Genomic DNA, 14797 nt, shown 5'->3' on the forward strand with positions numbered 1-14797 from the left:
TTAAATCTCATTTTTATTAATGCATGTTACTACATTAATGGTGCACGTATAAGGAACAGGGCTTTTGTGTTTACAATATGCTAGGGCGGCCAATGCTGCATCTTCACGATTTGGATAGAGATTACTTCTCCAGGCTAATGCTTCTCTATCGAAAGCAGTACATCGCCACATGGGCATAATATTTATACCATTAACGAATTTAATACAACTTGCTTTGGATACTTTGCAGGTGGCTGGAGCCTTACTGTTTTTTTTACATTCAGCAAAAGAAAGATTTAAAGCTATTTTTTGATACGCACTTTGTGCAGTCCATTTTGTATGAGTTACGTCACGTGTTGAACATTGCCAATAATTATTTTCTATATTTGTTGGCTGAGCAAAACTTGAAGCCGAAATACCTAGAACAAGCAAAAAACAATATCCTATGTATTTATTCATTTCCTTTCCCCTTTAGCAGTTCAATTAGTTGTTCAATATGTAAGGCTTTTGAAAAATACCAGCCTTGAAAAAATTGAACTTCGTTTTGTAGCAAATAATTTAGTTGCTCTTTCGTTTCTACACCTTCTGCAATAATAGTTAAATTAATTTTTTTTGCTAAATGGATGATTGCGTCATTTAATGTTTCTGTGATGGCTTTAGTCCCTATAGCATGAATGAATATTTTATCAATTTTAAGGTAGTTAAAAGGATAGTATTGTAAGTAGCTGATACTCGCATGTCCCGTTCCATAATCGTCTATAGCCAATGAATACCCCGCATCTCTGAGCTCTTGCATTCTGTTTATATAGATTTCATTATTCATATCGAGTAGATAGCGTTCCGTTATTTCTAACAATATTTGTTTGGGTGAAATAGAATAGTGTCGCATGAGTTTATATAACTGGGGAAAAAAATTATCATCAGTAAAATGTAGCGCACAAATATTAAATGATAAATGGAAGGTAGGTTTCGTCCTAAAGATGGTCTTAGTTTCTTTAAATGCTGTTTCAATAATTTGCAATGTTATTGGAACAATTAAGCCGGTGTTTTCCGCTTCTTCTATAAAAAGAGCAGGCATAATGATTTCATCTTGATTATCCTGCCATCTTAGGAGAACCTCAGCACCTGAATAAGCGTTACTTTTTGAATCAAATAACGGTTGATAAACGGGGTAAAATTGTCCGCTTCTAATCGCTTGCTTCATTGCTCCATGCAAAGAATAATACCTATTAAATATATTCCTAATTAAAAAATATAATAAAACTGAAAGTACTAACACATCAAGAATAACTAAGATTTGGTTATGCCAAAAAGTATTAATTATGGTTTGATCAGCTTCTGTAACTGTAAGTAAAACACCATTAAGGCTGTTTAATTTTGTTGTAGCAAATATTTTTTTAAAGGGGAAGGAGGAATCAAGAAACAATTTATCTATCCAAGAGGCTCCTTTTACTGTTCCTATGCGGATAATTTCTTTTTTTTGATTGACGTCATATAAAGTGATTATGTGCTGACTACTTTCTGGGGTATTCAGCATATTTTCAAGTATTGATGTCATAAGAATTATTTCTACCTGATAATCACCAATTTTTTTTTGGATTGCAAAAATTGGATGATGAAACATAGGTATTTTTAATGGTCCTATAGTTGTCTGATGTACATTTTGACTTAAGAGAAAAGTCTGATTATGAGGCAGGGTAGAGCATATAATCTGATGCTTTTTATCGCGAATGGCCAATCCAGAAATTTGTGCATGATTAATAGCCATATATTGCAGAAAAGGAAGAAAATTATTTTCACATGTCAGGTTTTCCTTCTGGTAGGAAGGAATTAGGTACAAATTTTGTAGAATATCATTAATAAAGCGATCAATGTTATACGTGAGTTTATGACTTACCTCAGTCACCGAAGTTAAAGAGTTTTTAACATTATTATTCCAATTGATGTAAGAAAGGATAATAAGTAAAAAAATGGTGAAAAATATCCAGAATAATTTGAATTGTTTGTAGACAAAAAATGTCATGTTACCAAATATTTTTCGCATGATTTAAGGCATTACATAGGCTCTCTTTATAGAGTGTAGTGTTATTTCCGCTAATTTCCCAATTACCTCATAATCCGTATTTAATGGGGGAAGCCAATAAAGCGTATTCCCTATAGGTCTAATTAAAGCGCCATGGTTTAAGGCCTGCTGATAAACCTTATTACCTATTCGGTGTTGTCCTGTATCCTCTAGATTCGCCGCTACAACAGCTCCAATTCCTCGAATATTACTTAATTTACCTGAAAGTTGAGCAATTTCGGTTAAAGCAGAAAGCATGTATTCACCTAGATTTTGTGCTCGTTCAATTATTTTTTCTTGCTGCATAACACGAATGGTTGCTAACGCAGCGCTAACTGCCAGCGGGTTGCCGCTATATGTATGTGAATGTAAGAAAGATTTACCTGTTGCATAATCTGCATAAAAAAGATCAAAAATAGAGTTGTCGATCATCACGCAACTTAGAGGAATAGAGCCAGAGGTTAATCCCTTGGATAAACAAATAAGATCAGGTTCAATTTCTGCATGATTTGAAGCCAACCATTTACCCGTTCGACCCATTCCTGTCATTATTTCATCGGCAATAAGGTAAATATTTTTACTTTGAGCCCAAAATGATAGCCTTTTAAGAAAATCAGGACTGTAACACAACATTCCTCCTGCTCCTTGAAGCAAGGGCTCAACAATAATAGCACAGACTTTATCACTAATTGCTTCTAATTCTTTTTCAACAGTGGACCAATATGAGTCACAATTATGCCATAAAGAATCTTCTTTTCCGGAAATATAAGGAATAGTTTCAATGTAATGGCAGGTTAAACCAAATGATTTGTATGGAGCTTTATAAAGGCCCAAATCGCTGATACTCATTGTACCCAGTGTTTCTCCATGATATCCATTCTTAAGAGCAATAAACTGGTTTCTCTCTGTAAAGCCCTTGATTTGATTAGCATGGATTGCTAATTTCATTGCGATTTCAACAGCACTGGAACCATCGCTGGCAAAAAAAACATGTTGTTTCTTAGTAATTTTGGCTAACTCTTCTGCTAACTCAACAAGAGCTGGGTGTGTAGTATTTGCTGTAATGACATGTTCAAAGCAATCCAACTGATCTTTTATCGCTGCAATAACTGCAGGATGGCCATGGCCTAATGATTTACACCACCAGCTGGAAATGGCATCAATTAAGGAACCTTTATTGGTATAAAGATAACTTCCTTGAGCTTTTTCAATAATCAAGGGAGGGCATGTTTCAAAGTCTTTCATTTGTGTACAGGGATGCCAAAAATGTTTTAAATCCCGACTGATTAATTGGTGTATGTTGACCATTTAAAAAATTTTGGTTGACAAGATGGAAGGGCACTTTATCATGTCCGTTAATTAAATAAAACGTCGATTTATAAAATGTATCTAATTTTCTTTAGAACAATTAGGCTACTTTTTAACACCTTAAATTAGGAGGTACTGTTGTGACTCAAGTTAAGAAACATTGGTCTGTTTCTGAAATTACAGCAATTTATGAACAACCTTTTAATGACTTATTGCATCAAGCCTCTACGGTGCATAGAGCAAATCATCAACCAAATTCTTTGCAATTCGCTTCTTTACTAAGTATTAAAACGGGGGCTTGTCCTGAAGATTGTGGTTATTGTTCGCAAAGCGGTCATTATAAGACTCATGTTGAAAAAGAAAAATTGATGTCTGTAGAAGATGTCATAAAACGTGCGAAGGAAGCCAAAGAGGGTGGGGCACAGCGATTTTGTATGGGAGCTGCGTGGCGTTGCCCACCCGATAAGGTCATGGATGAGTTGAAAGAAATGATCCAAGGAGTTAAGTCATTAGGATTAGAAACCTGTATGACTTTAGGGATGCTGAATCAAGAGCAAGCCGTTTCTTTAAAAGAAGCTGGTTTGGATTATTATAATCATAATATAGACACATCGCCTTCTTATTATGAAAAAGTAGTTACAACACGCAAATTCAGCGATCGTCTTGACACGATAGAACATGTAAGAAGTGCGGGAATTAGCGTCTGCTGTGGTGGTATATTAGGCCTTGGTGAAACAAGGGAAGATCGTATTGAGTTTTTATATACTTTGAGCAATATGGAGTCCCCTCCAGAAAGTGTCCCTATTAATCGTCTAATCCCAGTTGAAGGAACCCCTCTTGCAAAAGCAGCAGAAGTTGAAGGGATTGAATTAGTTAGAACCATTGCAACTGCACGAATATTAATGCCACAGAGTATGATTCGACTATCAGCTGGAAGAGTCGGAATGAGTGATGAACTACAAGCTTTATGTTTCTATGCTGGAGCAAACTCTGCATGGTTAGGTGATAAACTTTTAACGGAAGAGAATCCACAGCGAACTAAGGATAAGGTTCTTTTTGACAAACTTGGTTTAACTGAGATGGCCTAAATGCCTCTAAGCAATAAAATTAGAGATTATACGAGTCAGCTGTCACAAGAGGGCTTATTAAGAAATAGAGTCGTGACGGTTGAAAATTCATCTTTAATTCATTTTGACAGCAATGATTATTTATCTTTATCTCGGAATAAACGTATTTCTGAAGGGTATCAGCGTGGATATGCTTTGTACCCTAGTGGAAGCGGAGCATCTATGTTACTGAGTGGTTATCACTCCAATCATCGTGATGTTGAAGAAGCGTTTGCCAATTTATTAAGTGTTGATGATTGTATTTTATTTTCTTCAGGCTACGCAGCAAATCTTGCAGTTACAGCGTTATTTGGCAAATTGAAAGTCCACTGTTTTATTGATAAAGAAATACATGCTTCAATTTATGATGGTCTGGCTTTGTCACAGGTAAATTATACACGTTATTTGCATAATAATTTAGATGATTTAAATCGTAAACTAACCACGAATTTTGAAAACTCAGCTTTAATCACCGAAGGTATTTTTAGTATGAGTGGCCAATTGGCCCCATTGGCAGAACTCTCTTCTCTTTGTAATATGAATGAAAGTGCGCTAATCGTGGACGAGGCTCATTCTTTTGGGGTTTTAGGCAGCCAGGGGAAAGGAGCAACGGCCTATCATGGATTAACTCAAAATGAAGTGCCATTACGAATTATTCCATTAGGAAAAGCTTATGCAGCTCAAGGTGCACTTGTTGCAGGAAAAGCAGAATGGATCTATGCATTATTACAAGCAGGACGTTCTATTATTTATTCAACTGCTGTAAGTCCGGCATTAAGTTATGGTTTATTGAATACTTTGGACTTTGTGGTTAATGCAGAAGAGCGGCGATTGAAATTAACGCAATTGATTGCTTTATTTAGGTCTTATATTAAACAATCTCCGCTAAATTGGACTGACTCTATTAGTCCAATTCAGCAACTTCAATTAGGATGTCCGCATTTGGCTTTATATTATGCTCGCGAGTTAAAGAGATACGGTTTTAGTTGTTGCGCGATAAGAAAGCCTACAGTAAGTATTAAAGCATCGGGGTTGCGGGTCATTTTGAATTATAATCATACTCCCGAACAAATTCGTGAGTTATTTGATAAGTTAAGTGTAATTTATGAATATAAACATCCATAGTTATGGCAAAGGGTTCCCTCTTGTTTTCTTTCATGGATGGGGATTTGATAGTCAGATCTGGTTGCCGCTAATACCTAAACTTTCTATAGATTATCAGCTGATATTGGTAGATTTGCCGGGATTCGGCCACAGTCCAATGATGGATTGGTACTCATTTAAAGAACTTTTAATGGCTCAATTACCTAATCAATTTGCGCTAGTCGGTTGGTCTATGGGTGGGTTATATGCCATGCGTTTGGTAGTAGAAGAACCTCACAGAGTAGATTATCTTATTAATGTAACTTCATCGCCTCGATTTTTAAATTCTGATCTGTGGCCAGGTGTTTCTCAGGATGTTTTTAAAAGGTTTTATAAAAATCTATCGGAGGAGCCACATGCAACTTTAAAAGAATTTTTGGAACTTAATGGATTGATCAGTAATGATAAGCTTTACCATCTTCCTGATAAACCCCCATCGCAAGAAGGCTTGGAATTAGGTCTTAAAATTTTAGAAACCTGGGATTTTCGAGAGAAATTAAAACAGTTTGATAAACCTTCATGTTTTATGTTTGGCCGGCTTGATCCCGTTGTTCCGATTAAAACGATGAATTCCATGCAACTATCCTATCCTGAGTTTAATTATGTATTATTTAAAAGAGCTGCACACATGCCCTTTTTATCTCATGTGGATTTATTTGTTGAAGAATTACGAGGATTTATCAGATGAAACGTTTTTTTGTTACGGGTACTGATACTGATTGTGGTAAAACGTATATAACATCATGCTTAATAAATTACTTTTCATCGGCAGTTGCAATTAAACCTGTAGCAAGTGGATGCATGGAAATAGAAAATAAGCTAGTTAGCAGTGATGCGCAAAATTTGCAAAAAAATAATATTAGTTTGGATGTAATAAATCCTTGGCGATTTAAGTTGCCTGTATCACCTCATATTGCTGCGGATAGGGAAGGGGCCTGCTTATCCATTACCGAAATTGCAGATTATTGCCTCAACTTACAATTAGATGGCATAGAAAAATTGTTTATTGAAGGCGCTGGTGGATTAATGGTTCCATTGAATGACAATGAAACTTGGATTGATTTTCTTCAGATTACCAAGATACCTGTTATCCTAGTGGTTGGAATGAAATTAGGTTGTATTAATCATGCTTTGCTGACAGAAACTGTTTTGCATGCAAAAAATATTCAGTGTGCTGGATGGATTGCCAATTGTATTGATCCAAACATGCAGGAATTATCAGCTAATATTACTACATTAAGCCAGAAACTTACTTCTCCTTTTTTAGCAAAAGTGCCATTTGCAAGTGATCTTTCAGCAATTGATTTTTTCTTGAACTAAGAAAGCATTAAATATTGGCCTTTAATCTTTCTTGTTGTTTTAGTAACGCTATTGTATTTTAAAGAACAATTCATTTGATATAAACTGATATTAAAAATAAGGAATGAATCATGAAGCAAACTCTAGGAAGCTGGCTCTCGTCATTGCTTATAGCAATTACTTTTTCTGCTCCAATATATGCTGCACCTGAAACGTATACTTTGGATAAAAATCATACTTATGTATTATGGAGTGCTGACCATTTGGGTTTTACAACACAATATGGAAAATGGTATGCAACGGGACAATTGGTTCTTGATAAAGACAATCCGAGTCAAAGTAAAGTCAATGTGACAATTGATATTAAGGATATGATTACAGGTATTCCTGAACTGGATAAGCATCTAAAAAGTAACTTGTTTTTTGATGCCGAACGTTACCCTACAGCATCCTTTGTTAGCAATAAGGTAACTTCGCAAGGTGATAATAAAGCGACAGTTGAGGGTATCTTAACGCTACGCGGAGTAAGTAAGCCAGTGGTGTTGCAAGTTACCTTGAATAAGATGGGAATGAATTTGATTAGTAATAAAATGTCAGTTGGATTTACAGCTACAGGATCTATAAATCGCTCTGATTTCGAAATCAATGCATTCTTACCTTCTATAAGCGATAAAGTAAACCTTTCTATTGGAGCTGAAGCGTATCTAGAGCAGAATAAAAAACAAGACCAAGATAAGGAGCAGGGAAAAGGTAAACAATAGGATGTCTTATGCAAATCAAAAATAGCTCAACTCATTTTGGTATCGTCACTATAGTATTTCATTGGGTGATCGCTTTATTAATTATAGGATTATTGGTTCTTGGTTTGTATATGGTTTCTATACCCTGGAATGCTCAAAGGCTAAAATACTATGGCTGGCATAAAGAGTATGGTTTCCTGGTTCTTTTTTTAGCTATTTTAAGGATCATTTGGCGAATAGCCAATGAAAATCCTGAGCTGAATTTGCCTTGGCTGGAAAAAATTGCTGCACGCAGTATGCACTGGGCATTTTATTTATTTATGTTTGCCATGCCAATTACGGGTTGGCTAATTACATCAGCTGCAGGATTGCCTGCATCATTTTTTGGATTATTTACCTTACCTGATCTTATCGCTCCAGATGAAAGTAATAGGGTTTTATTTGAATGGATCCATAAATGGTTAGGTTACGCTCTTATTGCAGCAATCTGTTTGCATGTAGCTGCTGCTCTAAAACATCATTTTATTAATAAGGACGATATATTAAGGAGAATTTTCCCATGAAAATAATAAAGTATTTTTTCTTTCTATTTTTCTTAAATGGCATTTATGTAAATGCTGCCTCCTTACCTGAATGGACACTTGTTCCAAGTGAAAGCAGTTTAAGTTTTACGGCAACACAAAATAACGCACCTGTTACGGGATCTTTTAAAGAATTTACCGCCACAATAGCTGCAGATCCTGAACATTATCAAGACAGTTCTGTTGATGTAGTAGTGAACATGAATTCACTTACGACTTCATATGCAGAAATAAGTTCAATATTACTTGGTCCAGACTGGTTTAATGCTAAGGAGTTTCCAAAAGCTGAGTTTAAGTCAACTAAATTTACTAAAAAGGATGATAAAAATTATGAAGCTGCTGGAACACTAACTATAAAAAATAAATCAGTACCCATAACACTCAGTTTCACCGCGGTAGAGTCACCTAAAAATCATTTGGTTGTTGAAGGAAAAACTACAGTAAAACGTTTGGATTTTGGTATTGGACAAGGTGATTGGTCGAGTACGAGTGAAATAAAAGATGAGGTAACTATAAATTTTAAAGCAGTTGCCACACGTAAATAATAAGAGTATTCAATGTGTTAATGAAAACTAATTATAGTCTGGTGTTTTGTACCCCAGACTACAATGTTACACGCTAATAAAGAAATCACTAAAATCAGACATTGAAGTCTAAATTATTTATGGTCTAGAAACCATTTTTCTTTTAACTCAAGAAACTTAGCTTTTTGCTTATCGTTTAAAAGCGCGAACATCTGATGTTGCCTTATGATTCTCGTTTTTAGCATAGAGCCTCTTATTCGATTTATTTTTTCTATTAAATCATCAAGTTTTGCTTCATCAATTTTCTCTGCTTTCACTAAAGAATTTATTCGACTGCGCAGTAATCTAAGTTGAGCATGGTTTTCTTTGAGAGTAGCTCTGGCTTTTTCTCGATAGGCTTTAAGTTTGGCTTTTTGAACCGCATTGAGATTGAGCTCTTGTGCTAACCTATCAAATCGATGATGGGAGTTACAATGTTTTAAATCTCCAATACAAGCAAAGCTTAGTTGGCCAAAGAGCAGTCCCAATACGATTGTTGATAATAAGATGAATTTTTTATTCATTATCCATTCCTTATAATATTAAACTAACTTTCCTGTTTTTGTCACATGTCATCGTTAATGAATACATCTAGTATAGGCTAAGGAATAAATATACGCAGTGACGCTATCAATTAGTGTCTTTTTTATTCAGTTATGTTATAATTCAACCATTTTTAATAACAAAGAAGATATAAACTATGTACAATAAACGAGAAGAAAGAAAAAAGAAAGAAGCAAGCTCATCACCAGTTAATCAATTTTTCGAAATTGATTTTATAAAAAATACCGTCAATTCAAATTCTGGATACGTCCCCTCATCTACTCAACCAGCAACCATACGAGAAGGGGCAAAAAAAGTAGAGCGGCAAAAATTATTAGAGGATGTTAGCAGAGCATTTGATAGTAAAGATGAGCTGATTTTAAGAGCAAATTTTTTATTTGAGGCAGTGCTTCTTGGAGATTTCTATAAGCTTACTTTGTATAAATATGATATAAGTTTTGATAGGGAATTTAGCCGCTCCAACTTAGTAAACCGCTTGGAAGCTTATCATATATTAAATGAAAAAGATTTAGATGAGTTAAAAGAAATTATTAATGATGTTAAGAACATACGGATTGAAAAAGTTTTAAGTACTGATGCCGATATATCAACTCACTATGTGTTATCAGTCCAATGTCCAAACAAAAGAAATTCTAAATTTAAAATTGAAAATATAAGTTTTTTTGGGAAGATGATTGAAAAAATAGTTACACCACAAATATATTCTCCTTATCAAGAAGAAGAGGATAATACCCCGGAATTTCGAGAGAGCTTTTTAACAAAATATAATCAAAGCGGATTTGAAACTATTTTTAATGGTCATTTTTTTATCCATTCCAATTTCGTACCGTTTTATAAAATTTATGAAGAAAATGCTGATAAAGAGAATGAAAACCTTCTTTCCGCATATGGAAATCTCGAAATAGCTAACTATTTGCTTACTCAAGAAAATGTAAGCGACAAGGAATATAATGAAGCAAAACAGTTTTTTGCTAAAGCGGTTTTTTCATTTAATAAATTTTATTTTGCGCGCGGTAATATAAGTACACATTTGGCATACATTGTATCTCCAATGTTAGCAACAATGAATTTGTTGGCTAAAAAAGAGAAAAATATGGATACAGTTGAATGCATTAAAGTTTTAGAGGCAGCGAGTATTTTTCGGGATGTTTTTTTAGATAAAATGAAAGAGGTTTATAAAAACGAATTCAAGCAAGTTTGCTTTGAGTTTCTAAACGAATCAGCCAAATTAGAGCAATTATGTCAAGAAGTTGCGTATCAGATTAAAAACTCTCAATCAATACCATTGGCTAATTTGTTTTTCAATGCAAAAAATATACCTCTGGAAATTAAATGCAATCTTTTGGATGGGTTGAAACTAACACATGAAGAAAAAAAGACGATACTGAAAAACTTAGCTATGCAAGCTGATACATTATGGTATCAAGCGGATATCAAAGAAAAATATTTAATGATTTCAAAAATTTATCATCCTTTAATCGAGCTCATGGACACTAAAGAACTGGAGTCTTTACTTCAATCGTCAAGTGCTTCAGTCGAAATGAAAACAATGATTTGTCGCGATTTAATTCATAGAACTAATATGAGTGATGTTAAGGCAGTAGATCATTTAATAAATCTTATGAATGATTTTCGTTTCGCTCTTAAAGAAATGAAGTTAGATGAAAACAATTTAAAAGATAGAGATGAACTATATGAAAGTTTATATAAGTTATTAGCGCTACAGATGAATTTTGATATGGAATTCGATGAGCCAGTTTTAACTGATGAGTATTTAGATTATTTAGTGCTTCAATGGAGGCTCTGGCCAAACGAAAACAAACAAGAAAAAGTACAAGAAAAATCTATTGAGAAAAAAGAACAAAAACCTGGTCTGTTTTCACAATCAGAATATCAGAGGATGCAGCTGCGACAAATTCAAAAAGAGAAAGCAATTAAACATTACTTGGAAACCGTGCCACATGTTTTACATAGCTTATCTAATCAAGCAGAACAGACTCAAGGTTTACTTGCAAAATTAAAAGAGTTAATGCCTCATGTAATAAACAAAGAAGAATTTCATTCAAGCTTTTTTCCTGATAAGTCGGATAAAGACCAATTGGAATCACCATTAATTACTAATGTTAACTCATCTCTAGCTATGATGAGGGAATTAGAAGGCATGTTAAAAGAAATTAATGCTACTATTGCGGTGCTGAAAGAAAAAAATCATCCTCAAGCGGCTGAGCAGTACGATCCTTTGATGGAGAACGTGCAGCATGAAATTGCTGTAGCAAAGATAAATACGACTTATAATCTTGATGTTCAAATGATAAGAGTTGAAAAACTGCTTGCTGAGGCAAATGATAAATTTAGTCAACTGTCTACTCAGTTAATCGTGAAAAATAGCTCGCTCAAAGACATCTATAATGATTTTTTAATACCGGCAGAAAAAGCTTATGTCGAAATGGAAAAAATCACTGACAAATATTTAAAATTAGCTGTTACATTAGATGGTATCATTGAAAAGAGTATAAAAAGAGAAAATAATCAGGAGTATTATTCTATGCAATCTCAGTTTAGATAATTTAAACTTGGGTAACTATTTATGCAATAACTTTAATGCTGAAAGGGTCAACTCGCATTATATGATAAAAAACGGGAGCCGTTGTGCTCCGTTACAATTTTCCATTGTATTGCTGCAAAATTTATGGTCCCAACTTATTTTTTCCATGCAATTAAATTGATCAATATTGAGCGATTGATCTGATTCTTGCGTCGCCTAAATGGGGTGATGGGATTGAGTTAATGATAGGAAGGAAGACTTAGTTTTATTTTTTTATCTTTTGCAAGATTAAAGATAATTGCGTCATGACAGAGATTTTCCAGATCTTCAATCAATTTTTGCACATATACGTCTTGTTGATGCTGATGAATATTGGCTAAAATTTTTTTAAACTGGAGAATATTAAATTCATTTTCTTGATTAAAACAACTTAATATGAGCTTAATATCTTCGATTTTTGTCTGCTCTTCTTCTTTTAGAAAAGTATGACAAGAAGTTGGTGTCATTTTTTGGATGTATTTTTTCACATCATTTTTTATTGTTGAAAAAGAAAGAGGTAAGCTCATTGCAAGTTCCTTTTGACGTGCAGCAAGTAGTTTTGTCCGTGAAGCCTGCAATTTTTTTCCAGAATCCAACCATGAAGAGTCATTTAATTCACCTTCATTAACGCCAAGAAATTTCAGCATTCCCAAAACATTCTCATGTAAAGGAATAGAATTTTGTGAGCGAAAAGCATTTTGTAATCCATAATGACTAAATGAGAGCGGCTGTATTTCTCTAATAAATTTATCCGTATCTACCACATAACCATTGAATAATGCATTCGATATTTGTATTGGACCGGTAGTACATATAACAATTGATTTAAGATAAAGATCACGTTCTTTTTTCATTAAATAAGTTAAAAATTTATCATCATTTTTTTCTAGAATACGTTTAATTAAAGAATATTCTTTGCTAAAAAAAAGATATTTTACCAGGTTTAGATGTGCCTGAAGCCCTTTTCTCAATCTCTTTATTACCTCTTCATGAGTTTCTTGAGGAGTGATTTTGTTAAAATTTAAAAATTTGTTTTTATCAGTCATTACATCAATAATATATGCTCTAATTTTTAAGGAGGAATCGGATGTATCAGGTGGAGTAATTTTTTTGGATTTTGCTATATAAAGTGATTCAGAACGATTTTTCATAACTTTTAAAAGATGACGATTTATAAAGCTGTCTTCATTTAACTCAGTTTCAGTTCGTTCAATAAAATCGGTATCATAATGAGTTAATCTGGAAATAAGACCGCTTTGCACCCGCTCGATTTCCTTTTTTGCAGCGATTGCATCTATAATCGCTACGAAATCATTATTTGCCAATATGAATTCTTTTCTACCCATTTTTAAACTGCCAATATTAAGTAATATAGGCATTTCAGTCGTAATGAATTGGGGAAGAGTGGATGTATCAATTGGAAAATCAAAGTCTGTATAAGTACCTTTTTTAAATACGGGTGAGAGCCATCTTAAAATATCACTTGCAACAGCCAAATTCCCACCCATTTTTAAATTGCAAATTTCTTCTTTATAAAATTTATATAATTTTCTTTCATTATCTGATTGGAGTAATGCATCTATTGTGTGTGCATCAATGGAAATAATTTGATGTTCTTTACAAAATTCATGAAGCATATTTACTGAGTACTTTGCAAGTAATTTAGAGTCATATACCAAATGAATCGTGTCATTAGGATTTTTTTCCCGCATTTCAATAAGACGAATTTGATTTTCCAAATTCATAAATACATTTGGATTATTGCTTAACCAGATTTTTACATGTAACTTTGGATTATATTGATACATTTTTTTTCTTTATTTTGGTTCCAATAAATTACTGCATATAAAAAACTAGCTCTTGTATGCTCCTGAACAGATAATTTGGGGCACTTAAGAAAAGCTTAGCACAATATAAAAAAAATGATTTAGTGTTAAATTCGATTGATGAAATTCTTCTAATATGGTATAAAGGTCGCGCTTTAAATACACACACGTTTCGACACATACGATAGGGTCCCTGAAGGGGTTTCGTATGGGAGGCGTGGAGGAATAACCCTGGAGACAAATAATGAATATAAGTATGCGTGAGTTACTCGAAGCAGGTGCTCATTTCGGACACAGAACACGGTTTTGGAATCCTGAAATGGGTGAGTATATTTTTGGATCTCGTAACAAAATCCATATTATCAATCTTGAAAAAACGATGGTGATGCTAAATGACGTAATGAACTATGTTGGCAGATTGGCATCAAACAAAGCAAAAATTCTATTTGTAGGTACCAAAAGGGCAGCACAAGACAGTATTCGTGAACATGCGAAACGTTGTGGCATGCCTTATGTTGATCATCGTTGGTTAGGTGGTATGTTAACCAACTATAAAACAGTACGTCAGTCCATTTTTCGCTTAAAAGAATTGAAAGAAATGCAAGAAAAGGGACTGTTCAATGGTATGATTAAAAAAGAAGCACTGATGCTGACGCGTGAACTAGAGAAATTAGAAAGAGGTTTAGGCGGTATCGAAAACATGGGTGGTTTACCTGATGCTCTATTTGTTGTTGATGTTGGCTTCGAGCACATTGCTGTTGAAGAAGCTCATCGATTAAGAATTCCTGTTATTGGTATTGTCGATACCAACAATAGTCCAAGAAACATTGATTACATTATTCCTGGTAATGATGACTCCATGAGAGCAGTTGATATTTATGTTCGTTGTGTTGCTGATGCAATTTTAGATGCTAAAGGCAGTAACACAGTTGGAGTAGGTTCATCTGATGCCGAATTTGTAGAAGTAGTTGAACAAACTGGTGATGCAGAAAAATCAGGGAAATAATTAAAATTTAAAATACAGGGGGCCAGGTGTCTGAAC

The 14797-nt window shown here is 34.1% G+C and carries 14 protein-coding genes; 9 read left to right on the plus strand and 5 right to left on the minus strand.

The annotated features are described in order from the left end of the window. The 3 genes from Ltuc_RS05335 to bioA form a co-directional block, all read right to left on the minus strand. Positions 1–438 carry a hypothetical protein gene (locus Ltuc_RS05335; RefSeq protein ID WP_058520267.1) on the minus strand — a complete coding sequence of 146 codons (438 nt, stop codon included), beginning with the start codon at positions 436–438 and terminating at the stop codon, positions 1–3. Next, complete coding sequence (locus Ltuc_RS05340) at positions 431–1747, minus strand: EAL domain-containing protein (RefSeq protein ID WP_238584070.1); 1317 nt, start codon at positions 1745–1747, stop codon at positions 431–433. The genes Ltuc_RS05335 and Ltuc_RS05340 overlap by 8 nt, the downstream gene beginning before the upstream one ends. A gap of 279 nt (positions 1748–2026) precedes the next feature. Beyond that, positions 2027–3349: an adenosylmethionine--8-amino-7-oxononanoate transaminase gene (bioA, locus tag Ltuc_RS05345; RefSeq protein ID WP_058520269.1), complete on the minus strand. Its 1323-nt coding sequence runs from the start codon at positions 3347–3349 to the stop codon at positions 2027–2029. A gap of 140 nt (positions 3350–3489) precedes the next feature. Here bioA and bioB point away from each other — a divergent pair, with 140 nt between their 5' ends. From bioB to Ltuc_RS05380, 7 genes are all read left to right on the plus strand, one after another. Continuing rightward, positions 3490–4437 (plus strand): biotin synthase BioB, encoded by a 948-nt coding sequence (gene bioB / locus Ltuc_RS05350; RefSeq protein WP_058520270.1) that lies wholly within the window; start codon positions 3490–3492, stop codon positions 4435–4437. Further along, positions 4438–5580 (plus strand): aminotransferase class I/II-fold pyridoxal phosphate-dependent enzyme, encoded by a 1143-nt coding sequence (locus tag Ltuc_RS05355; RefSeq protein ID WP_058520271.1) that lies wholly within the window; start codon positions 4438–4440, stop codon positions 5578–5580. It begins immediately after the preceding gene. Further along, a complete protein-coding gene (locus tag Ltuc_RS05360; protein ID WP_058520272.1) occupies positions 5561–6286 on the plus strand; it encodes an alpha/beta fold hydrolase in 726 nt (241 codons plus the stop codon). Before Ltuc_RS05355 ends, Ltuc_RS05360 begins: the two co-directional genes overlap by 20 nt. After that, complete coding sequence (gene bioD / locus Ltuc_RS05365) at positions 6283–6918, plus strand: dethiobiotin synthase (RefSeq protein ID WP_058520273.1); 636 nt, start codon at positions 6283–6285, stop codon at positions 6916–6918. The genes Ltuc_RS05360 and bioD overlap by 4 nt, the downstream gene beginning before the upstream one ends. Before the next feature lie 110 nt (positions 6919–7028). Next, complete coding sequence (locus Ltuc_RS05370) at positions 7029–7658, plus strand: YceI family protein (RefSeq protein WP_058520274.1); 630 nt, start codon at positions 7029–7031, stop codon at positions 7656–7658. An 8-nt stretch (positions 7659–7666) separates the two neighbouring features. After that, positions 7667–8200, plus strand: a complete 534-nt coding sequence (locus Ltuc_RS05375) for a cytochrome b (RefSeq protein ID WP_058520275.1) — start codon at positions 7667–7669, stop codon at positions 8198–8200. Beyond that, positions 8197–8763, plus strand: a complete 567-nt coding sequence (locus Ltuc_RS05380) for a YceI family protein (protein WP_058520276.1) — start codon at positions 8197–8199, stop codon at positions 8761–8763. The genes Ltuc_RS05375 and Ltuc_RS05380 overlap by 4 nt, the downstream gene beginning before the upstream one ends. A 113-nt stretch (positions 8764–8876) precedes the next feature. Here Ltuc_RS05380 and Ltuc_RS05385 read toward each other — a convergent pair whose 3' ends face one another. Next, positions 8877–9305 (minus strand): Spy/CpxP family protein refolding chaperone, encoded by a 429-nt coding sequence (locus Ltuc_RS05385; RefSeq protein WP_058520277.1) that lies wholly within the window; start codon positions 9303–9305, stop codon positions 8877–8879. A 176-nt stretch (positions 9306–9481) separates the two neighbouring features. Between Ltuc_RS05385 and Ltuc_RS05390 the strand changes: the two genes are divergently transcribed. Further along, positions 9482–11911 carry a hypothetical protein gene (locus tag Ltuc_RS05390; RefSeq protein WP_058520278.1) on the plus strand — a complete coding sequence of 810 codons (2430 nt, stop codon included), beginning with the start codon at positions 9482–9484 and terminating at the stop codon, positions 11909–11911. Between the two features lie 218 nt (positions 11912–12129). Here Ltuc_RS05390 and Ltuc_RS05395 read toward each other — a convergent pair whose 3' ends face one another. Then, positions 12130–13737 carry a glycosyltransferase family 88 protein gene (locus tag Ltuc_RS05395; RefSeq protein WP_058520279.1) on the minus strand — a complete coding sequence of 536 codons (1608 nt, stop codon included), beginning with the start codon at positions 13735–13737 and terminating at the stop codon, positions 12130–12132. 259 nt (positions 13738–13996) lie between these two features. Between Ltuc_RS05395 and rpsB the strand changes: the two genes are divergently transcribed. Next, positions 13997–14761 carry a 30S ribosomal protein S2 gene (rpsB, locus tag Ltuc_RS05400; RefSeq protein WP_133138263.1) on the plus strand — a complete coding sequence of 255 codons (765 nt, stop codon included), beginning with the start codon at positions 13997–13999 and terminating at the stop codon, positions 14759–14761. Positions 14762–14797: the final 36 nt, after the last annotated feature.

The organism is Legionella tucsonensis, assembly GCF_001468035.1.
In the GTDB taxonomy this organism is placed as follows: Bacteria; Pseudomonadota; Gammaproteobacteria; order Legionellales; family Legionellaceae; genus Legionella; species Legionella tucsonensis.